The following is a 20521-nucleotide window of genomic DNA, read 5'->3' on the forward strand; positions in this document are numbered from 1 at the left end:
TCAGGCCTCCAGGTGGTCGAGCAGGCGGCGCATGTAGGCCTCGCCGTTCTCGAATTGCTCGAGGGTGATGAACTCGTCAGGCTGATGCGCCTGGGCGATATCGCCCGGCCCGCAGACCACCGCCGACAGCCCCTCGGCCTGGAAATAGCCCGCCTCGGTGCCATAGCTCACCACATGAGAGCCATTGTCGCCGGTCAGCTGCCGCGCCAGTTGCTCGGCCGCACCGTCCTTTTCGGGGGCCAGGCCCTTGGCGTCGAAGAGACGGGTCAGGGTGATCGAGGTCTCGGGACGGATCGCCTGCATCTCGGCCTCGACCCGGCGCACCTCTGCCTCGTAGGCCCTGGCGTAGCTCTCGGGGTCTTCGCCGGGCACGCAGCGGAAGGACATCAGGAAGTTGCAGGTCCTGGCGGTGATGTTATGCGCCGTCCCGCCCGAGATCATGCCCACATGGGCGTTGGTCCAGGGCGGATCGAAGAGCGCGTCCGAGCCCTGCGGCTCCTTCGCGGCATTGGCCGCGTTGACCGCATTGCCCCATTCCACCAGCTTGGCGGCCTCCATGATCGCCGAGACGCCCTTGTAGGCGATGGAGCTATGCACCTCGAAGCCGTTGACCTGGGTATCGAAGGCGATGCCTGCCTTGTGGCCAGAGACCACCTGCAGCATCGTCGGCTCTCCGATCAGGGCCACAGCGGGCTTCGGCACATGGGGCAGCGCATCGGCGAGCAGCGGGGCCGCGCCCAGCAGGCCGATCTCCTCGTCGTAGGTGAAGGCCAGGTGCAGCGGCTTCGAGAGCTTGCGGCGGCTGGCCTCGACCAGCGCCCAGACCGCCAGCGCGTCGAAGCCCTTCATGTCGGCGCAGCCACGGCCATAGAGCTTGCCGTCGCGCTCGGTCACCGTGAAGGGGTCCGAGGACCAGTCCTGGCCATCGATCGGCACCACGTCGGTATGGCCCGAGAGCACCACGCCCCCCTCTTCCTCCGGTCCGGTCCAGGCCCAGAGCCCCGCCTTCGGCTGATCGGGGTGGTGATGACGGTAGCAGGTCACGCCGTGGCTTTCGAGGTAGCCCTGCACCCAGTCGATCAGTGGCAGGTTGGTATCGCGGCTGACGGTGGGGAAGGAAACCAGCGTTTCCAGGATCTGGCGCGGAGAAAGGATCTCGGGGGCAGCAGACGAACGGGGCGTCATAGGGGGGTCTTTCCTGCCGCGCGAAGCGTCGCGCGGATCGAGTTGCAAGGGATGGGGCGGCGCGGCAGAGTCGCGCGCGCCCATGGGTCGCTTGATTGATCAGTAGCCGCTGTCGGTGGTCAGCACAAAGTGATCCTCGCCCACCTTCTCGTAGACCGAGGGCTCGGGCTGGTAGTCCAGGTCATGGATCGGCGAGGGGATCGGCTTGAAGTTCAGCTCGTGCTCGGACTTGCGCCGGGTCGGGTCGGCAATCGGCACGGCCTTCATCAGCGCCTTGGTATAGGGGTGCTGGGGGTTCTCGAAGACCGCCTGACGGCTGCCGATCTCGACGATACGGCCCAGGTACATGACGCCGACGCGGTGGCTGACGCGTTCGACGACGGCCATGTCGTGGCTGATGAAGAGGAACGACAGGCCCAGGTCGGCCTGCAGCTCCATCATCAGGTTCACCACCTGCGCCTGCACCGAGACATCCAGCGCCGACACGGCTTCATCCGCGACGATCAGCTTGGGGTTCAGCGCCAGGGCACGGGCGATGGCCACGCGCTGGCGCTGGCCGCCGGACAGCTCGTGCGGGTAGCGGCGCATGAAGCTGCGCGGCAGTTCGACCCGATCGAAGAGCATCTCGACACGCTCCTGCATCGCCCTGCCCTTCAGCGTGCCGAAGTTGCGCATCGGCTCGGCCACCTGGTCCGAAAGCTGCATCTGCGGGTTCAGCGAGGCGAAGGGATCCTGGAAGATCATCTGCATGTCGAGCCGCGCGCGGCGCAGGTCGCGGTCGTTCAGCGCCATGATGTCCTTGTTGTCCAGAAGGATCGCGCCCTCCTGCGGCTCGACCAGGCGCAGCACCGAGCGGCCCGTGGTCGACTTGCCGCAACCGGATTCGCCCACCAGGGACAGGGTCTGGCCCTTGAAGATGTCGAAGGAGACATCCTCGACCGCATGGACATTGGCCACGGTGCGGCGCATCACGCCGCCCTTCACCGGGAAGCGCGTGGTCAGGTTCTTGACCGAGAGCAGCACCTCGTCGGTGCCGGGGATCGGCTCGATCTTCTGGCCGTCGACCCCGAAGAGCTTCATCGGCTCGGGCAGCGGCTTGCCGGTCATCTCGCCCAGCTTGGGCACGGCCGCCAGCAGGGCCTTTGTGTAATCGTGTTGCGGGGCGGTGAAGATCTGCTCGACCGGGCCCTCTTCCACCTTGTTGCCGCGGAACATGACCACCACGCGGTCGGCCATCTGGGCGACCACGGCCATGTCGTGGGTGATGAACATCACCGCGGTGCCGGTCTCGCGCTTCAGACGGTCCATCAGGGCCAGGATCTCGGCCTGGATGGTCACGTCGAGCGCGGTGGTGGGTTCATCGGCGATCAGCAGGCGCGGCTCGCAGGCCAGGGCCATGGCGATCACGACGCGCTGGCGCATGCCGCCGGACAGCTCGTGCGGGTATTGCTTGATGCGGCGCTCGGGTTCGGGGATTCGCACTTCGCGCAGCAGCTCGACCGCGCGAGCCATGGCCTGCTTGCGGCTCATCCCCTTGTGCAGCACCAACCCTTCCGAGAGCTGGCGGCCGATGGTGAAGACCGGATTGAGCGCCGTCATCGGCTCCTGGAAGATCATTCCGATCTCGTTTCCGCGGATGGTGCGCATCAGCCCCTGCTCCGCCGTGGCGAGGTCCAGCTCTTTTCCGTCCTTTCGATCAAAAATTAGGCGGCCGCCGGCGATTTTTCCGCCGCCGAATTCCACCAGGCGCATCAGCGAGAGGGAAGAAACCGACTTGCCGGAGCCGGATTCGCCCACCACGCAGACCGTCTCGCCCGGGTTGATCTGGAACGAGACATCCTCGACCCCGATGACCGGACCGTCCTTAGTCTCGAAGGAAACACGCAGATTCTCGATGCGTGCAATGGGTGCGGCGGAACCGTCGGTATCAAGCATGGGAAGCCCTGTGAGAGGAGTGACCCCGGAACGCTACAGAGCGACGGCGAAGCTTGTCAAACCGCGTCTCGACCTCCCCCTGCGTCAGCTGCCTTCCCCTACGGCCACCATGTGGAGAGGGTTGCTTTTTGATCGAATCCGATTTTCGATACCCTCATCCTCGGGTGGGTGCTCAGCGCCCGGCAGCTTTTCGAGCCGCCGGGCGCTCTGAGTATCCCTCGGGTCAACGATCGGATCTGCAAGATCCGGCACTGTTCAACTGGGAGATACCAATGAACCTCAGATCAGCTCTGCTGGGTGCAGCCGCCTTTGCGGCCTTGGCACCGGCAGCCATGGCCGAGCGCGGCAGCGACGGCCATGTCAACATCATCTATTGGCAGGCGCCCTCGATCCTGAACCCGTACCTCTCGGGCGGCACCAAGGACATCGAATCGTCCTCGATGATCATCGAACCCCTCGGTCGCTTCGACCAGGACGGCGCGTTGGTGCCCTTCCTGGCCTCCGAGATCCCCACCGTCGAGAACGGCGGCGTCTCCGAAGACCTGACCACCATCACCTGGACCCTCAAGGAAGGTCTGCTGTGGTCGGACGGCACCCCGCTGACCTCCGAGGACGTGGTCTTCACCGCCGAGTACTGCATGCATCCCGAAGGCGGCTGTGCGCAGCTGTCGAAGTTCGATGCGGTGGAAAGCGTGGAAGCCATTGACGACCTGACCATCCAGGTCAACTTCAAGGCCCCGCAGCCGAACCCCTACCTGCCCTTCATGGGTGGCCAGTCGCCGATCCTGCAGAAGGCGCAGTTCGCCGAGTGCCTCGGCGCCGCGGCCTCGACCTGCACCGAGCAGAACTTCAACCCGATCGGCACCGGCCCCTTCGTGGTCGACGAATTCAAGCCGAACGACGTGATCTCCATGTCGGCCAACCCCAACTATCGGGACCCTGCGAAGCCCGCCTTCGCCACCGTCACCTTCAAGGGCGGCGGCGACGCGGCCTCTGCCGGCCGTGCCGTGCTGGAAACCGGCGAGTTCGATTACGCCTGGAACCTGCAGCTGGCCCCCGAAGTCATCGAAGAGATGGAAAAGGGCGGCAAGGGTCAGACCGTTGCAGCCTTCGGCACCCTGGTCGAGCGTCTGGAAATGAACCTGACCGATCCGTCCTCGGATCTGCCGGCCGACATCCGCGCCACCCGCGAAGCGCCGCACCCCATCCTGTCGGATGTTCGCGTCCGCAAGGCCCTGTCCATGGCCATCGACCGCGAGCTGCTGGTTGAAATCGGCTACGGCCAGGCGGGTCGCCCGACCTGTAACCTGGTGCCGGCGCCCGCGCGCTACGCATCGCCCAACACCGATTGCATCGGCCAGGACCTGGAAGGTGCCATGGCGCTGCTGGAAGAAGCCGGCTGGACCGACACCGATGGTGACGGCATCCGCGACAAGGACGGCATGAAGCTGTCCCTGCTCTACCAGACCTCGACCAACGCCGTGCGTCAGAACTTCCAGGATGCCATCAAGGCATGGTGGGGCATGATCGGTGTCGAAACCGAGCTGCGCAACATCTCCGGCTCGGTGTTCTTCGGCGGTGACGCGGGTTCGCCCGACACCTTCCAGAAGTTCTACGCGGACGTCGAAATGTACGCCAACAACTTCGATGGCACCGACCCGCAGGCCTACCTGTCCATGTACCGCTGCGGCAACGAGCCGAAGCCGTCCAGCCAGTGGCAGGGTGAGAACATCAACCGCTTCTGCGATCCGGAATATGACGCCCTGCTCGACGAGCTGGCCAAGACCGGTGAGCTGGAGAAGCGCGGTGAGATCGCCATCCGCCTGAACGAGATGCTGACCAAGGACACCTACACCATCGTTCCCCTCGTGGACCGTGGCCGTGTCTCGGCACACTCCAACACCCTCGGCGGCGTTGTCCTGAACACCTGGGACTCCGAGCTGTGGAACGTGGCCGACTGGTACCGTATCGAGGAGTAATCCTTACAGGGGGGCTCCGGCATCTGCCGGGGCCCCCTCCCCCCGCGCCTGACCGCGCCGGTCCCGAACCAGCCAGACCACCGGGGTAGGACCGCCGGATGATCTTGCACCGGGACGGCAGGGAAAGCGCCTCAGACGCTCGGACCCTCCATGCTGACTTTTACCCTTCGACGATTGCTGATCGCGATCCCGACCCTGCTTGCCAGTGCAATCGTGATCTTCGCGCTGCTGCAGCTCGCCCCCGGTGACCCGATGGCCAACGTGCCACTGACGGTTCCGCCCGAGGTGAAGCAGAAGATGCGCGAGGCCCTGGGCCTTGGCGAGCCCGTCCACATCCAGTTCTGGAAATGGCTGGTCCAGTTCTTCTGGATCGAACCTCAGGTCCTGATCGACAATATCTTCGGCACCTCCTTCGCGGAAGGAAAGCTGCGCGTGCTCTCCTGGCAGACCCGGTCGCCGGTGATGGACATCGTGATGCAGCGGATGCCGCAGACCCTGTGGGTCGTGGGCACCTCCTACCTGGTGGGCATCATCATCGCCCTGCCGATCGGCATCTACTCGGCCTACCGGCAGTATTCGGTCTTCGACCAGGCCGGTACCTTCATCTCGATGGTCGGCTACTCGGTCCCCACCTTCTTCACCGGCGTGCTGCTGATCGTGATCTTCTCGGTCAACATGCCGCGCGAGAGCTTCTTCTGGTTCCCCTCGATCTACGACACCACCCACCAGGTCGACAGTTGGTCCGCCTTCGGCTTCCAGGTGCGGCAGATGTTCCTGCCGGTGATGGTGCTGGCGCTCTACAACGCCGCCCAGATCTCGCGCTTCATGCGGGCCTCGATGCTGGACAACCTGAATCAGGATTACGTCCGCACCGCCCGCGCCAAGGGCCTGGGCGAGAGCATCGTGGTCATGGTCCATGTGCTCAGGAACTCGCTGATCCCCGTCGTCACCGTGATCGCGCTCGGCGTGCCGCAGGTCTTCGGCGGTGCCATCATCACCGAGCAGGTCTTCAAGGTGAACGGCCTTGGCCACCTGCTGATCGGCGCCATCGAGGCCAACGACCTGCCCATGGTGCAGACGCTGACCTTCATCTTTGCCGTGCTCATCGTGCTCTTCAACCTGATTGCCGACGTGCTCTACGGCATCCTCGACCCGCGGATTCGCTATGACTGATGACCTGAACGAAACCGTCCCCGCAACCGGAGGCGCCACCCAGGCCGGAGGCGTCCTCGCGGCGCCCCTGCCCTCGACGCCGCCGCGCAGCCAGTGGCACGAAGTCTGGACCCAGTTCCGCCAGCACAAAGGCGCCATGATGGGAGGCATCGTCTTCCTGGTGATCGTGCTGGGCGTGGTGCTGGGCCCCTGGCTCTGGCCGCTCGACCCTGCCGGCATCGACTTCCGGGCCCGCAACGACGGCCCCTCGCTGGCCCATCCCTTCGGCACCGACCAGCTGGGTCGGGACATGCTGGCGCGGATGATCGACGGCGGGCGGGTCTCGCTGTCGGTGGGCATCACCGCGATGCTGCTGGCGCTGGTGCTCGGAACCCTGGTCGGCGTGCTGGCAGGCTACTTCAAGCGGCTGGACAATGCGCTGATGCGCCTGACCGACCTCTTCCTGGCCCTGCCCCTGCTGCCGCTGCTGCTGGTCATGGTGCTGCTCTTCCGCGAGCCGCTGGCCAAGGCCTTCGGCATCGAGACCGGGATCTTCATCCTGATGGTCACCGCCATCGGCATCACCTCGTGGATGCCGACGGCGCGGATCGTGCGCGGCGACGTGCTGGCCCTGAAGGAGCGCGAGTTCGTCCTGGCCGCTCGCTCCATCGGCACCACCAACACGCTGATGATCGCCCGGCACATCCTGCCCAACGTGATCTCGCCTATCGTGGTCTCGGCCACCCTCGGCATCGCCAATGCGATCATCACCGAGTCGGCGCTGTCCTTCCTGGGCCTGGGCTTCCCGCCGGACTTCCCCACCTGGGGCCGGCTGCTCTTCGACGCGGTGGACTACATGCAGCAGAACCCCGAGCGCGTGGTCATGCCCGGTATCGCCATCTCGCTGACCGTGCTCTCGGTCAACTACCTGGGCGACGGCCTGCGCGATGCGCTCGACCCGCGCATCCGCGGCCGCTGAGCCCGGCTCCTGACGCAAAGCAGAACGCCCCGGCCTCACCGCCGGGGCGTCTTGCTTTCAGCCCTTGCGCTGCGGCCGCTTCGCTATCGTCCCCTGGGCGGCGGCGACGATCTTCTCCTCGCCGTCCTTCACCGCGAAGATATCGCAACGACAGACCGCCTGTGTCGCGCCATGGGACATCACCTGCCCCCGCGCCACCAGCCGCTCGCCGATCCCGGGGCGCAGGAAGTTGATCTTCCACTCCAGCGTCAGCACATCCTGCAGCACCGAGCCCCCGGCAAAGGTCAGCGCCATGTCCGCCAGGGTCGAGGTCACGCCCCCATGCACGAAGCCATTGTGCTGCTTGTGACGCTCCTCGATCTCGAGCACCAGTTCGCAGAAGCCAGCCTCGAACCGGGCGATCTCGACGCCCACGAGCTTCGAGAATGGCTGCCCATCCAGGATGGACTGCCCGAAGGGTTTCAGATCCATGTCGTTCCTCCCAGTGATCCTTGCCCCACCCTGCCCCTGCGCGCGCCCCTGTCCACCGGAACGCCACGTCCCGAAGCCTGCGCATCTTGCGGGTCGTGGGAGCCTCCGGCGGCAGTATTTTGGGCCATCGGATGGATGCAGCGTGCCCTTGTCCCATCCGATGGCTGAAAATACTGCGGGGGGAGCGCGGCACGCGCGGGGGGCAGCGCCCCCCTCCCCCCTCTACGTCCCAGCAAAAAGGGCGGCGCCCAAGCACCGCCCTTTCCAATCGTCCAGTCCCGCGAAGATCAGATCTTGGCCAGGAGATCCCCGATGCTCTGCTTGGCATCGCCGTAGTACATGCGGGTGTTGTCCTTGTAGAACAGCGGGTTCTCGATACCCGAGTAGCCCGTGCCCTGGCCGCGCTTCGACACGAAGACCTGCTTGGCTTTCCAGACCTCCAGCACCGGCATGCCGGCGATCGGAGAGTTCGGGTCTTCCTGCGCCGCCGGGTTCACGATGTCGTTCGAGCCGATGACGATCACGACGTCCGTTTCCGGGAAGTCGTCGTTGATCTCGTCCATCTCGAGCACGATGTCGTAGGGCACCTTGGCCTCGGCCAGCAGCACGTTCATGTGACCCGGCAGGCGGCCCGCGACGGGGTGGATGGCGAAACGCACTTCCTTGCCCTTCTCGCGCAGCTTGCGGGTCAGCTCGGCCACGTTCTGCTGGGCCTGCGCCACGGCCATGCCGTAGCCCGGCACGATGACGACGCTGTCCGCGTCCTCGAGCGCCTGGGCCACGCCGTCGACGTCGATGGGCTTCTGCTCGCCCTCGACTTCCATCGCCGGGCCCGTGGTGCCGCCGAAGCCGCCCAGGATCACCGAGACGAAGGAACGGTTCATCGCCTTGCACATGATGTAGCTGAGGATCGCCCCCGAGGAGCCGACCAGGGCACCTACGACGATCAGCAGATCGTTCGACAGCGAGAAGCCGATGGCCGCAGCTGCCCAGCCCGAATAGGAGTTCAGCATCGAGACCACCACGGGCATGTCGGCGCCGCCGATGCCCATGATCAGGTGGTAGCCGATGAAGAGCGCCGCCAGCGTCATCAGCAGCAGCGGGAAGGTGCCGCCGGTGCTCATGTACCACACCAGGCAGATGACCGAGATCCCCGCCGCGGTGATGTTCAGCACATGGCCGCCGGGCAGTTTCTCTGCCTTCGAGGTCAGCTTGCCGGCGAGCTTGCCGTAGGCCACCACCGAGCCGGTGAAGGTCACCGCACCGATGAAGACGCCGAGGAACAGCTCGACCGAGAGGATGCCCAGCTCGACCGCGTCCTTGTGCGCCACGAGGTCGGCGAAGACGCCCTTGGGTTCGGCACCGCCCGCCAGCACCGCCATGGTGATATGGGCGTTGTAGCCGACGAAGACCGCCGCCAGGCCGACGAGGCTGTGCATGGCTGCCACCAGCTGCGGCATCTCGGTCATCTCGACCTTCTTGGCCACGTACCAGCCGATGATGCCGCCGCCCGCGATCAGGATCGCCGACAGAAGCCAGAAGCCCGAACCAGGCCCGATGAGCGTGGCAAGGACCGCGAGGCCCATGCCGACAATGCCGTACCAGACCGCCCGCTTGGCGCTTTCCTGACCGGAAAGCCCGCCGAGCGAGAGGATGAAGAGAACAGCCGCGACCACATAGGCCGCCGTGGTAAATCCGAAGTCCATCTCTGCGCTCTCCTTAGGATTTCTGGAACATGGCGAGCATGCGCCGGGTCACGAGGAAGCCGCCGAAGATGTTGATCCCGGCCATGAAGACCGAAAGCGCGGCGAGCAGGATCACCAAGAAGGAGCCCGAGCCGATCTGCATCAGGGCGCCGAGGATGATGATCGACGAGATTGCATTGGTCACCGCCATCAGCGGCGTGTGCAGCGAATGCGCCACGCCCCAGATCACCTGGAAGCCGACGAAGACCGACAGGACGAAGACGATGAAGTGCTGCATGAAGCTCGAGGGCGCGATCAGGCCCACGCCGAGGATCAGCGCGGCCATCACGGCCAGCAGGGTCACCTGGTTGCGGGTCTGCTTCTTGAAGGCGGCCACTTCCTGGGCGCGCTTCTCTTCCGGCGTCAGCTCGGGCGCCTTCGGCTTGGGCTTCTGCGCCGCGATGGCCTGGACCTTCAGCGGCGGCGGCGGGAAGGTGATCTCACCGGCACGGGTCACCGTGGCCGAGCGGATCACGTCGTCTTCCATGTCGTGGTTGACCACGCCGTCCTTCTCGGGCGTCAGATCCGCCATCAGGTGACGGATGTTGGTCGCATAGAGCGAGGAGGCCTGGGTGGCCATGCGCGAGGGGAAGTCGGTGTAGCCGACGATGGTCACGCCATTCTCGGTCACGACCTTTTCATCCGCCACGGTGCCCTCGGCGTTGCCGCCCTTCTCTGCCGCCAGGTCGACGATGACCGAACCCGGCTTCATCGAGGCGATCATGTCTTTCAGCCAGAGCTTCGGGGCCTCGCGGTTGGGGATCAGCGCCGTGGTGATGACGATGTCGATATCCGGGGCGATCTCGCGGAACTTGGCCAGTTGCGCCTCGCGGAACTCGGGGCTGGAGACAGCCGCATAGCCGCCGGTAGCGGCGCCGTCCTGCTGCTCTTCCTCGAAGTCCAGGTAGACGAACTCGGCGCCCATGCTCTCGACCTGCTCGGCCACTTCGGGGCGCACGTCGAAGGCATAGGTGATGGCGCCCAGCGAGGTCGAGGTGCCGATGGCGGCAAGACCCGCGACGCCGGCACCGATGACCAGCACCTTGGCCGGGGGCACCTTGCCCGCGGCGGTGATCTGGCCGGTGAAGAAGCGGCCGAAGTTGTTGCCCGCCTCGATCACGGCGCGGTAGCCGGCGATATTGGCCATCGAGGACAGCGCGTCCATCTTCTGGGCGCGGGAAATACGCGGCACCATCTCCATGGCGACGGCGGTGGCACCCTGGCCCTTGATACGGTCGAGCAGCTCGGCGTTGCCGCCCGGATTGAGGAAGGAGATCAGCGTCTGGCCGTCACGCAGCAGGGCCACCTCCTCCTCGGAAGGCTGGCGCACCTTGGCCACGATATCGGCGGCCTCGTAGAGCTCTTCCGCGGTCTCCAGCACGGTGACGCCCGCAGCCGTATAGGCCGCGTCGATGAAGCCGGCCTTCAGGCCCGCGCCGCTCTGGATCAGGCATTCATGCCCCAGTTTCTGCAATTGCTGGGCCGAGTCCGGGGTCATTGCGACCCGCGCCTCTCCCTCGAACACTTCGCTCGGCGTTCCGATCTTCACCTGTGTCGTCCCCCTTCTGAGCACGGCGTGGAAGGTCTTTTTCCGGAATTTTCCGGCGTCGACCTGATGTTAGCGCGCAACATTGTTGCGCAATGACTGGGCAGGGTTTGCCCGTAATATCGGGTCCTGTCAAACAGTCCCTCCGGCGGGGGAGCCTAAGGCATTTGCCGCCGTCGGCAAGGTCGTCCTCTGCATCGCTGCCATGCAACCGGCCAACAGCCCCTGCCCGACCGCCCGCCTCGCTGCTTGATCCCCGCGCGGACGCGGCCTAGGGTTAATCCGATATGCGGAACACTATTCCGCAAATGGGAGGATAACATGGATCTGCATGGCAAACACGCCCTGGTTACGGGGGGCGGTACGGGGATCGGTCTGGCCATCGCCCGCGCTCTTGCCGAGAAGGGGGCCGAGGTGACGATCACCGGGCGCCGGCTCGAGGTGCTCGCGGAGGTCGCGGGACCGGGGCTCCACCCGGCGGTGATGGATGTGACCAGCGAGAGCCAGGTGCGCTCGGTCACCGCCGAGGCCGTGGCCGCGCGGGGCCCGGTGCAGATCTGCGTCGCCAATGCGGGCATCGCGGAGGGGCGCAAGCTGCACAAGACCTCTGCCGAGTTCTGGCGCAAGATCATGGCCACCAACCTCGACGGATGTTTCTACACGGTACGCGAGAGCCTCAACTCGATGCTGGAGACCGACTGGGGGCGGGTCATCGCGATTTCCTCCATCGCAGGATTGCGCGGGGCGGCAGGGGCCGGAGCCTACGCGGCCTCGAAACACGGGGTGATCGGGATGATGCGCAGCTTCTCTGAGGATTTCATGGGTCAGCCCTATACGTTCAACTCGATCTGTCCGGGCTACGTCGACACCCCCATCGTCAGCCGCAACACCGAGGCGATCAAGGAGCGCACCGGGGTCAGCGCTGAAGAGGCGCAGGCGATGATGGTGAAGCTGAACCGGCACAAGCGGCTGATCACGCCCGAAGAGGTTGCCGCGGCGGCGCTGTGGCTCTGCGATCCGCTGAGCAGCAGCACCAATGGCACCGAAGTGCGGATCGCCGGCGGACAGCTTTGAGGCAGGTGGCGGCGGGGTGAACCCCGCCTCCCCTCTACATTCCGTGCGAAGGTCAGGTCAGGCGCTGCGCAGCACTGGGAAGGCGTTGCGGCCAGAGGCCCAGGCCCGTGCCGCCTGGCCCAGCCCCTCGAAGAGCGGGCGCGAGACGGGATCATTGGCGGCGTTGTATTCCGGGTGCCATTGCACCGCCAGCGTGAAGCCCGAAGCGCCGTCGACATAGGCCGCCTCGGGCGTGCCGTCGGGCGCATGGCCGTCGATGACGAAGCGCTTGCCGGGGGTCACCACCCCCTGCCCGTGCAGGGTGTTGGTCATCACCTCGGACGCGCCCATGATGCGATGGAACACCCCGTCCTCGGTGAAGGTCACCTTGTGGCGCAGGGCGAATTTCTCTTCCAGCGTACCGTCCGGGGGCATGCGGTGGTTCATCCGCCCCGGCAGATCGCGGATCTCGGGGTGCAGGGTCGAGCCCATGGCCACCGCGACCTCCTGGAAGCCACGGCAGATGCCCAGGAAGGGCTGGCCGCGCTCGACGCAGGCCCGGACAAGCGGCAGGGTGATCGCATCGCGGGCACGGTCGAAGGCGCCGTGCGCCTCGCTCTCTTCCTCGCCGTATTCGGACGGGTGGACGTTGGGCCGCCCGCCGGTCAGCACGAAGCCGTCATAGCTTTCCAGCAGTTCCTCGACCGAAACCAGCCGGGGGTCCGAAGGGATCAGCGCCGGCATGCAATCGCTGACCTCGGACACCGCCTCGCAGTTCATCACGCCCCCCGCATGGGTGCGGTAGGAGCCGTCGATGACGTGTAGGTTGGTAATGATGCCGATACGGGGTCTGGTCATGTCACGCCTCTTGGTACGCAGGCCAATCTACTACCGCACCTTCCCGAAGAAAACGGAAATTCCTGTGCGGAGGCGCACCCCCGGCCTTCAGCGCTTCGGAAAGCGGCAGAAGAGAGGGCCGACCGGGTAGACCGGACCAACGGCAAGAGAGGCCGACCGGGCGCCGGATCAGTCCGCCGTGGCGCTGGCCGGTGCCGTGGCAGCCGTCCCTGCGGGCGGTGTCTCGCCGTCGGTGCCCTGCAGCATGATGGCAAAGAGCATGCCAAGCCCGAAGGCCACGGCCAGGGCGATGCCCCAGACGGCCGGGCGGTGGCGGCGCTTTTCGCGGGTCAGGTTGGTATCGGGTGCGGACATGGGGGCCTCCGTCGCTTCTTTGGGTCTTCTGGCTCAACGCGACGCCAGCGCCGCGCGTTCCACGTCCGGCCCTTGCAATCCGCGCGCCGGGGGGCAACATCGCAGGCAACCACTGATGCGAAAGGAAGAGCCCCATGAAGGACGCCGCCCCCGGAACCACCGGCGAGACCATCTACCTTGCCGACTACACGCCCTTCGGCTGGACCGTCGAGGATGTCCACCTGACCTTCCGCCTGGCCCCCGAGAGCACGCGGGTGATCTCGAAGATCCGCTTCGTGCCCAACCCCGAGGCCAGCCAGGAGCGTTTCTTCCTGCACGGCGAAGAGCTGACCTTGGTCAGCGCGAAGATCGACGGCCAGAGCGTCTCGCCCGAGATCACCGAGCAGGGCCTGACCTGCGCCGTGCCCAAAGGCGCCTTCACCTGGGAAGCCGAGGTCGAGATCGCGCCGGCGAAGAACTTTGCGCTGGAAGGGCTCTACATGTCGAACGGCATGTATTGCACCCAGTGCGAGGCCGAGGGCTTCCGCAAGATCACCTATTACCCCGACCGCCCCGACGTGATGTCGGTCTTCACCGTCCGCATCGAGGGCGACGAGCCGGTGAAGCTGTCGAACGGCAACCCCGTGGCCTCGGGCGAAGGCTTCGCCGAATGGCATGACCCCTGGCCCAAGCCCGCCTATCTCTTCGCCCTGGTGGCCGGAGAGCTGGTGGCCCACCCCGACCGCTTCACCACCCGCTCGGGCAAGGATGTCGAGCTGAACATCTACGTCCGCCCCGGCGACGAGGACAAATGCGCCTTCGGCATGGAGGCGCTGAAGAAGTCGATGAAGTGGGATGAAGACGTCTATGGCCGCGAATACGACCTGGATATCTTCAACATCGTCGCCGTCGATGACTTCAACATGGGCGCGATGGAGAACAAGGGGCTGAACATCTTCAACTCCTCCTGCGTGCTGGCCTCGCCCGAAACCAGCACGGACGCCAACTTCGAGCGCATCGAGGCGATCATCGCGCATGAGTACTTCCACAACTGGACCGGCAACCGCATCACCTGCCGCGACTGGTTCCAGCTCTGCCTGAAGGAGGGTCTGACGGTCTTCCGCGACGCCTCCTTCACCGCTGACATGCGCTCCGAGCCGGTGAAGCGGATCTCGGACGTGATCGACCTGCGCGCGCGCCAGTTCCGCGAGGACAACGGCCCCCTGGCGCACCCGGTCCGCCCCGAGAGCTTCCAGGAGATCAACAACTTCTACACCGCCACCGTCTACGAGAAGGGCGCCGAGGTGATCGGCATGCTGAAGCGGCTTGTCGGGGACGAGGCCTATGCCAAGGCGCTGGATCTCTACTTCGACCGTCACGACGGCGATGCGGCCACCATCGAGGACTGGCTGAAGGTCTTCGAGGACGCCACGGGCCGCGACCTGACCCAGTTCAAGCGCTGGTACTCCCAGGCCGGCACCCCGCGCCTGCGGGTGAGCGAGTCCTGGGACGATGGCACCTTCACCCTGACCTTCCGCCAGGAAACGCCCCCCACCCCCGGCCAGCCCACCAAGCTGCCGCAGGTGCTGCCCATTGCCGTGGGTCTCATCGGCCCCAATGGCGACGAGGTGCAGGAAACCACCCTGCTGGAGATGACCGAGGCCGAACAGAGCTTCTCCTTCTCGGGTCTCGGCGCGCGCCCCGTGCCGTCGATCCTGCGCGGCTTCTCGGCGCCGGTGGTGCTGCAGCACGAGACCGACACCGAGACGCGGGCCTTCCTGCTGGCCCATGACACCGATCCCTACAATCGTTGGGAAGCGGGCCGCAGCCTGGCCAAGCAGGCGCTGCTCAGGATGATCACCGAGGGCGCCGAGCCCGATCCGGCCTACCTGGGCGCGCTGCAGACCGTGATCACCGACGAGACCCTGGACCCGGCCTTCCGCGCCCTCACCCTGGCCCTGCCCTCCGAGGACGACCTGGCCCAGACCCTGCACGAGGGCGGCACCACCCCCGATCCGCAGCTGATCTGGGAAAAGCGCGAGGAGATGCGCGAGGCCATGGCGCGCTGGATGCCCGACCAGTTGGCGACGCTCTACCGTGTCCACCAGGTGCCCGGCGAATATCGTCCCGACGCAGAGCCCGCGGCGGCCCGTGCCCTGGCCAATACCGCGCTCGGCCTGCTGACCCGCCTCGACGGCGGCGAGGCGGCGCGCGCGCAATACGCCAGCGCCGACAACATGACGCAGCAGCTGGCCGCGCTCACCGCGCTGCTTTCCATCGGCGCGGCCGAGACCGAGCTTGCCGCCTTCTACGAGCAGTGGAAGGAGGACCGCCTGGTGATCGACAAGTGGTTCTCGATGCAGGTGGCCTTCGCCCGCCCCGAAGAGACCGCCGACGTGGCCGCCGCGCTGGTTGCGCATCCCGATTTCGACATGAAGAACCCCAACCGCTTCCGGGCGGTCTTCGGGGCGCTGTCGATGAGCCAGGCGGGCTTCCACGCGCCCTCGGGCAAGGGCTATGCGCTGCTGGCCGACTGGCTGATCAAGCTCGATGCGCTGAACCCGCAGACCACCGCCCGCATGTGCGCCGCCTTCCAGACCTGGAAGCGCTTCGACGCCGGTCGCCAGGCGCTGATCAAGGCGGAACTGGAGCGGATCGCGGCGCGCGAGGGCCTCAGCCGGGATGTTTCCGAAATGGTGACCCGTATCCTGAACCACTGATAAAGGCCTGAATATGCAAAGCTTTCCCGGCGTCAGAGCGGCGCCGGGAAACAACGCCAAGAGTTTCTGGCGAATGTTAACGAAGTGACGACGGTTTAACGTCATATCTCCCTTGAGGTGCCACGTTTCGGCCCAAATGCCCCAGCAGAAGATGGGGCAGCAAGTAGCGGAGATAGACATGCGCGGTCTGAGCCAGATACCCGGATTCCGAAGCCTGTTCGGCCCTGCGGCCCCCCATCCGGGCGCCACGGCCGACGAGGGGCTGATCGGCTCTGTGACCGGGCTGCCCGATGGCGGGCGACAGATCCGCATCCGCTCCGCCGCCCAGGCCCGTGCCGAGCTGAAGCGCCCCGACGACGGCCCGACCGAGCAGCGCCGCCTGCTGCCGATCCGCCACGCCACCCGCGAACAGGGCACCTTCCGCGCCTATTTCCAGAAGGGCCGCACCCTGGTCCGCCAGGATCGCTGGGACCTGCTGGCCCGGCTGATCCGTGAAACCGACCGCCTGCGCGAGACCTCTCCGGCGGGCGTCCGCATGGCAGAGGTGCTGGCGGCGGGCGCACGCTCGGACATGGTCTCTTCCGCGCGCAAGGCGATCCACTGCGGGGCAGAGCCCTCGGGCGCCTGGCTGACCGATCTCGACGCGGCCGCTGCCGAAGGCGGCTGGCCCGAGGCGGTGACCGTGGCGCGGCTGCACATGGACCTGGCCTGGCTCTACCACGGCGATCTGCCGCCGGTGGCGCAGCCCAGGACCCCGCATCCCGAATTCATCCGCCACTTTGAACGCGCGGCGCAGCTGCTGGACGGCTACAGCCCCATCGAAGAGGCCAGCCCGATGCTGGCCGAGGCACGCATCGCGCTGCTGGCCAATGACCCCGCCGCGCCCGCGCGGATGCGCGACGATTTCGAGGACCTGATCGACCTCGACCCTGCCAACCCCGGCCCGCTGCGCAACTTCGGCCTCTACATGCTGCCGCGCTGGTTCGGCAGCGATGCCGAGGCGATCGGCGATGCCGCCGCCCAGACCGCGGACCGGCTGGCCGATATCTGGGGCGACGGCGCCTATAGCTGGATCTGGCTCGACGCCCTCTCGACCGAGGCCGAGACCGCCGCCCATTGCGATGCCGCCCGCTTCCGCCGGGGGCTCTTCGACATCCTCGAGCGCCGCCCCGGACAGGAGGTGGCGAACCTGTTGGCCGGGTTCTGCGCCCTGGCCATGGCGCCGGGCCGCGCGCCCGCCCGCCTTACGCCCGAGGCGCGCGCGACGCGAGAACTGCTCCATGCCGCCGCCGGGCCGATCATCGAGCACCACATGACCGAGATCCGCCCCGAGATCTGGCTGCGCGGCGCCCGCCCCGCCCTCGCCCTGCCAGAAGAACAGGTAAGCCCCGCCGATCTCGCCGCCGACGCCGCGCAGATCGCCGCCATCGTCAAGGCACGGCGCTCGGGCGCGCTGCGTCACTGACGAGAGACGAAAGCGCCGGGGCTCCAGAGCGCCGGCAGTCTCGCGGTCCGGTGCCCCGGATCGGCACCTCTGCGCCGGGCGCTGCGGCCCCGACCGCATGGGTCGGACGCCCCTGCCACCGCGCCTCCGGGACGGGCCTCGCCCCGGCGCCTGCCCCAACCCCCGTACCACGCGGGCCCGCATCGCCCGAAGCGATGCCACCGCACCGGGCTCGGCTTTCTGAAAGCTCCGGCGCAAAGCGGCGCAGAGGCCCCTTGCCCCCCTTCGCGCCCTGTCCTAGAACCCGTGATCAAGCCAATCCCGGAAAGGACGGACCATGCTGGACCTCACCTACGAGACCCCGAAGCCCAAGGTCATTGCGGGCGCGCAACATGACTGGGAGCTGGTCATCGGCATGGAGGTCCATGCCCAGGTCGCATCCAACGCGAAGCTCTTCTCCGGCGGTTCGACCAAATTCGGCGCCGAGCCCAACTCGAACGTCGCCTTCGTCGACGCGGCCATGCCCGGCATGCTGCCCGTCATCAACGAGTATTGCGTGGCGCAGGCGGTGCGCACCGGGCTGGGCCTGAAGGCGCAGATCAACCTCTTCTCGGCCTTCGACCGCAAGAACTACTTCTATCCCGACCTGCCGCAGGGCTACCAGATTTCCCAGCTCTACCACCCCATCGTGGGCGAGGGCGAAATCCTTGTCGACATGGGCCCCGGCGTCGCGCGCCTGGTGCGGGTCGAGCGCATCCACCTGGAACAGGACGCGGGCAAGTCGATCCACGACATGGACCCGAACATGTCCTTCGTCGACCTGAACCGGACCGGCGTCGCGCTGATGGAGATCGTCTCGCGCCCCGACATCCGTGGCCCCGAAGAGGCTGCCGCCTATGTCACCAAGCTGCGCCAGATCCTGCGCTACCTGGGCACCTGCGACGGCAACATGCAGAACGGCAACCTGCGCGCCGACGTCAACGTCTCGGTCTGCCGTCCGGGCCAGTACGAGAAGTACATGGAAACGCAGGATTTCAGCCACCTGGGCACGCGCTGCGAGATCAAGAACATGAACTCGATGCGCTTCATCCAGCAGGCCATCGACTACGAGGCGAAGCGCCAGATCCAGATCCTGGAATCCGGCGGCACCATCGACCAGGAGACCCGTCTCTACGATCCCGACAAGGGCGAGACGCGCTCGATGCGGTCGAAGGAAGAGGCACACGACTACCGCTATTTCCCCGACCCCGACCTGCTGCCGCTGGAAATCGAACAGGCCTGGGTCGACGATATCGCGGCCTCCCTGCCCGAGCTGCCGGACGAGAAGAAGGCCCGCTTCGTCAAGGACTTCGGCCTGTCGGAGTACGACGCCTCGGTGCTGACCGCAGAGGTGGTGAACGCCGCCTTCTTCGAAGAGGTCGTGTCGCGCTGCGAGGATGGCAAGCTGGCCGCCAACTGGGTCATCAACGAGCTCTTCGGTCGCCTGAAGAAGGACGACCTGGACATCACCGACAGCCCCGTAAGCCCCGAGCAGCTTGCCGAGATCATCACCCTGATCAAGAAGGGCGACATCTCTGGCAAGATCGCCAAGGACGTCTTCGAGATCACCTTCACCGAGGGCGGCAGCCCGGCGGCGATCGTCGAAGAGAAGGGCCTGAAGCAGGTCACCGACACCGGCGCCATCGAGGCGGCGGTCGACGAGGTGATCGCGGCGAACCCGCAGCAGGTGGAAAAGGCCAAGCAGAACCCGAAACTGGCAGGCTGGTTCGTCGGACAGGTCATGAAGGCCACCGGCGGCAAGGCCAACCCCAAGGCGGTGAACGAGCTGGTGGCGGCGAAGCTGGGGCTCTGAGGGGCGCGGCGGGATAGATCCCGCCCTAGGGCCGCTGCGCCGGTCCGATCCGAGATTTGAAAAGGGCGGGGTCAGACCCCGCCCTTTGTCTTTGCAGCCCCGCGCGCGCTGCCTGACGGCCCCGCTGCGGGAGGCGCAATTTCTTGACAGGGCCCCCTCACGGTGTTGCGCTTGCCCGCGTGAACGCATGGAGGGAAGTCATGGCACCGCATTACACGGCCCCCCTCGGGGGCGCAGTCACCCAGGCCTTCGACATCTGGTCGCATTGGTTCGAGAACGTCGGACAGATGGGCCTGATCAACGTCAATCTGGGACGCACCGCGAAACCAGAGCTCGAGAAGCGCATCCTGCAGGAGGTGGGCAGCTACGGGCGGCAGATCGGGCGGATCTCGGAGGCGCTGGAGGTGCTGATTGATCAGGCCGACCTTGACCGCACCAAGCTGAGCGATGCGCAGATCGCGGCCCTGCACGACTTCCGCGAGATGGTGCAGGCGGTGGAGCGCTGCAAGAACGCCTAGCCCGCACCAGCCAGGGCGCAGAGAGCGAGGGCCGTGACCTGCGGCCCCCTGCTCATCCCAGATACCCGTCCATTCAGCCTGAGCTGACGTGCCCCCCCGGCGCTTACTTGAAGCTGCGGCTGTCCTTGATTTGGTCCCACGCCCAGACGACCTGTTGCAGCTGGTCCTCCTGGCTGCGGTCGCCGCCGTTGATATCCGGGTGCAGCACCTTGATCAGCGCCTTGTAGGCCTTGCGGATCTCGGCCTTGGACCAGGTGTCCTTGGCCTCGAGGATCTCGATGGCCTTGCGCTCGGTCGGCGGCAGGCGACGGGTGGCACCGCCGGGATTGGCGTTGCGGCCGGGGTTCTGCGTCGCATTGGCCCCCAGCACCTGATGCGGGTCCTCGATGCCCAGACGGGCCCAGGCGCGCGCCTCGGGGTCGCCAAGGGGCTTGGTCTTGCGCTCCCAGACCTTGTCGTCGGACATCTGGGCGTTCATCTCGGCCTCGGTCTTGCCGTCGAAGAAGCTCCACTTCTGGTTGTACTCGCGGATGTGTTCCTTGCAGAACCAGAAATAATCGTCCAGCACGTCCGGAGCTTTCGGGGCGCGGTACTTGCCGGGTTCTTGGCAGCCCTCGTGCTCGCAGACGCGGGTCGAGGTTTCCGATGCCCCGGACATGCCGCGACGTCCTCTGTTCTGCTTCTTCTTGGCAGAAGAGATGGACATGTCGAAACCGAAGGGATCAGATTTGGGCATGGGGGCGGCCTCCTT

General features: G+C 66.3%; 16 protein-coding genes. 8 read left to right on the forward strand and 8 right to left on the reverse strand.

What is annotated here, in order from left to right; genetic code table 11:
* Both argE and CRO50_RS14080 read right to left on the reverse strand, forming a co-directional pair.
* Positions 1–1185, reverse strand: coding sequence for an acetylornithine deacetylase (gene argE / locus CRO50_RS14075; RefSeq protein ID WP_097146551.1), 1185 nt, complete (start codon positions 1183–1185; stop codon positions 1–3).
* 99 nt (positions 1186–1284) lie between these two features.
* Positions 1285–3120: an ABC transporter ATP-binding protein gene (locus tag CRO50_RS14080; protein ID WP_097146552.1), complete on the reverse strand. Its 1836-nt coding sequence runs from the start codon at positions 3118–3120 to the stop codon at positions 1285–1287.
* Between the two features lie 272 nt (positions 3121–3392).
* Between CRO50_RS14080 and CRO50_RS14085 the strand changes: the two genes are divergently transcribed.
* From CRO50_RS14085 to CRO50_RS14095, 3 genes are all read left to right on the forward strand, one after another.
* Positions 3393–5099 carry a peptide ABC transporter substrate-binding protein gene (locus CRO50_RS14085; RefSeq protein ID WP_097146553.1) on the forward strand — a complete coding sequence of 569 codons (1707 nt, stop codon included), beginning with the start codon at positions 3393–3395 and terminating at the stop codon, positions 5097–5099.
* Between the two features lie 150 nt (positions 5100–5249).
* Positions 5250–6272: an ABC transporter permease gene (locus CRO50_RS14090; RefSeq protein WP_097146554.1), complete on the forward strand. Its 1023-nt coding sequence runs from the start codon at positions 5250–5252 to the stop codon at positions 6270–6272.
* On the forward strand, positions 6265–7230 hold the full coding sequence (locus tag CRO50_RS14095) for an ABC transporter permease (protein ID WP_232617711.1): 966 nt from the start codon (positions 6265–6267) through the stop codon (positions 7228–7230). The genes CRO50_RS14090 and CRO50_RS14095 overlap by 8 nt, the downstream gene beginning before the upstream one ends.
* Before the next feature lie 57 nt (positions 7231–7287).
* On the opposite strand, the gene CRO50_RS14100 is transcribed toward CRO50_RS14095, so the two are convergent.
* The 3 genes from CRO50_RS14100 to CRO50_RS14110 all read right to left on the reverse strand — a co-directional run bounded on the left by CRO50_RS14100 (position 7288) and on the right by CRO50_RS14110 (position 10995).
* On the reverse strand, positions 7288–7701 hold the full coding sequence (locus CRO50_RS14100; RefSeq protein ID WP_097146555.1) for a PaaI family thioesterase: 414 nt from the start codon (positions 7699–7701) through the stop codon (positions 7288–7290).
* Between the two features lie 287 nt (positions 7702–7988).
* Positions 7989–9407, reverse strand: coding sequence for an NAD(P)(+) transhydrogenase (Re/Si-specific) subunit beta (locus CRO50_RS14105; RefSeq protein WP_097146556.1), 1419 nt, complete (start codon positions 9405–9407; stop codon positions 7989–7991).
* A gap of 13 nt (positions 9408–9420) precedes the next feature.
* Positions 9421–10995: a Re/Si-specific NAD(P)(+) transhydrogenase subunit alpha gene (locus tag CRO50_RS14110; RefSeq protein WP_097146557.1), complete on the reverse strand. Its 1575-nt coding sequence runs from the start codon at positions 10993–10995 to the stop codon at positions 9421–9423.
* A 318-nt stretch (positions 10996–11313) separates the two neighbouring features.
* On the opposite strand from CRO50_RS14110, the gene CRO50_RS14115 reads away from it, so the two are divergent.
* Positions 11314–12066, forward strand: coding sequence for an SDR family NAD(P)-dependent oxidoreductase (locus CRO50_RS14115; RefSeq protein WP_097146558.1), 753 nt, complete (start codon positions 11314–11316; stop codon positions 12064–12066).
* A gap of 57 nt (positions 12067–12123) precedes the next feature.
* Here CRO50_RS14115 and CRO50_RS14120 read toward each other — a convergent pair whose 3' ends face one another.
* Together CRO50_RS14120 and CRO50_RS14125 are read right to left on the reverse strand one after the other, a co-directional pair.
* Positions 12124–12903 carry a gamma-glutamyl-gamma-aminobutyrate hydrolase family protein gene (locus CRO50_RS14120; RefSeq protein WP_097146559.1) on the reverse strand — a complete coding sequence of 260 codons (780 nt, stop codon included), beginning with the start codon at positions 12901–12903 and terminating at the stop codon, positions 12124–12126.
* A 168-nt stretch (positions 12904–13071) separates the two neighbouring features.
* Positions 13072–13257, reverse strand: coding sequence for a hypothetical protein (locus CRO50_RS14125; protein WP_097146560.1), 186 nt, complete (start codon positions 13255–13257; stop codon positions 13072–13074).
* A 134-nt stretch (positions 13258–13391) separates the two neighbouring features.
* Between CRO50_RS14125 and pepN the strand changes: the two genes are divergently transcribed.
* From pepN to CRO50_RS14145, 4 genes are all read left to right on the forward strand, one after another.
* Complete coding sequence (gene pepN / locus CRO50_RS14130) at positions 13392–15956, forward strand: aminopeptidase N (protein WP_097146561.1); 2565 nt, start codon at positions 13392–13394, stop codon at positions 15954–15956.
* A 178-nt stretch (positions 15957–16134) separates the two neighbouring features.
* The gene (locus CRO50_RS14135) at positions 16135–17421 is read left to right on the forward strand and encodes a hypothetical protein (protein WP_097146562.1); all 1287 of its coding nucleotides are present in this window, start codon (positions 16135–16137) and stop codon (positions 17419–17421) included.
* Between the two features lie 316 nt (positions 17422–17737).
* Positions 17738–19252, forward strand: a complete 1515-nt coding sequence (gene gatB, locus CRO50_RS14140) for an Asp-tRNA(Asn)/Glu-tRNA(Gln) amidotransferase subunit GatB (RefSeq protein WP_097146563.1) — start codon at positions 17738–17740, stop codon at positions 19250–19252.
* Between the two features lie 200 nt (positions 19253–19452).
* Positions 19453–19770: a hypothetical protein gene (locus tag CRO50_RS14145; RefSeq protein ID WP_097146564.1), complete on the forward strand. Its 318-nt coding sequence runs from the start codon at positions 19453–19455 to the stop codon at positions 19768–19770.
* A 103-nt stretch (positions 19771–19873) separates the two neighbouring features.
* On the opposite strand, the gene CRO50_RS14150 is transcribed toward CRO50_RS14145, so the two are convergent.
* Positions 19874–20506 carry a J domain-containing protein gene (locus CRO50_RS14150; RefSeq protein WP_097146565.1) on the reverse strand — a complete coding sequence of 211 codons (633 nt, stop codon included), beginning with the start codon at positions 20504–20506 and terminating at the stop codon, positions 19874–19876.
* Positions 20507–20521 lie beyond the last annotated feature (15 nt).

The organism is Pseudooceanicola antarcticus (assembly GCF_900215355.1).
GTDB classification, from domain to species: Bacteria; Pseudomonadota; Alphaproteobacteria; order Rhodobacterales; family Rhodobacteraceae; genus Pseudooceanicola; species Pseudooceanicola antarcticus.

Bases quoted from the DNA above. Each gene is read 5' to 3' on its own strand.
- argE (WP_097146551.1), bottom strand. From the start codon at position 1,185: ATGACGCCCCGTTCGTCTGCTGCCCCCGAGATCCTTTCTCCGCGCCAG.
- CRO50_RS14080 (WP_097146552.1), bottom strand. From the start codon at position 3,120: ATGCTTGATACCGACGGTTCCGCCGCACCCATTGCACGCATCGAGAAT.
- CRO50_RS14085 (WP_097146553.1), top strand. From the start codon at position 3,393: ATGAACCTCAGATCAGCTCTGCTGGGTGCAGCCGCCTTTGCGGCCTTG.
- CRO50_RS14090 (WP_097146554.1), top strand. From the start codon at position 5,250: ATGCTGACTTTTACCCTTCGACGATTGCTGATCGCGATCCCGACCCTG.
- CRO50_RS14095 (WP_232617711.1), top strand. From the start codon at position 6,265: ATGACTGATGACCTGAACGAAACCGTCCCCGCAACCGGAGGCGCCACC.
- CRO50_RS14100 (WP_097146555.1), bottom strand. From the start codon at position 7,701: ATGGATCTGAAACCCTTCGGGCAGTCCATCCTGGATGGGCAGCCATTC.
- CRO50_RS14105 (WP_097146556.1), bottom strand. From the start codon at position 9,407: ATGGACTTCGGATTTACCACGGCGGCCTATGTGGTCGCGGCTGTTCTC.
- CRO50_RS14115 (WP_097146558.1), top strand. From the start codon at position 11,314: ATGGATCTGCATGGCAAACACGCCCTGGTTACGGGGGGCGGTACGGGG.
- CRO50_RS14120 (WP_097146559.1), bottom strand. From the start codon at position 12,903: ATGACCAGACCCCGTATCGGCATCATTACCAACCTACACGTCATCGAC.
- CRO50_RS14125 (WP_097146560.1), bottom strand. From the start codon at position 13,257: ATGTCCGCACCCGATACCAACCTGACCCGCGAAAAGCGCCGCCACCGC.
- pepN (WP_097146561.1), top strand. From the start codon at position 13,392: ATGAAGGACGCCGCCCCCGGAACCACCGGCGAGACCATCTACCTTGCC.
- CRO50_RS14135 (WP_097146562.1), top strand. From the start codon at position 16,135: ATGCGCGGTCTGAGCCAGATACCCGGATTCCGAAGCCTGTTCGGCCCT.
- gatB (WP_097146563.1), top strand. From the start codon at position 17,738: ATGCTGGACCTCACCTACGAGACCCCGAAGCCCAAGGTCATTGCGGGC.
- CRO50_RS14145 (WP_097146564.1), top strand. From the start codon at position 19,453: ATGGCACCGCATTACACGGCCCCCCTCGGGGGCGCAGTCACCCAGGCC.
- CRO50_RS14150 (WP_097146565.1), bottom strand. From the start codon at position 20,506: ATGCCCAAATCTGATCCCTTCGGTTTCGACATGTCCATCTCTTCTGCC.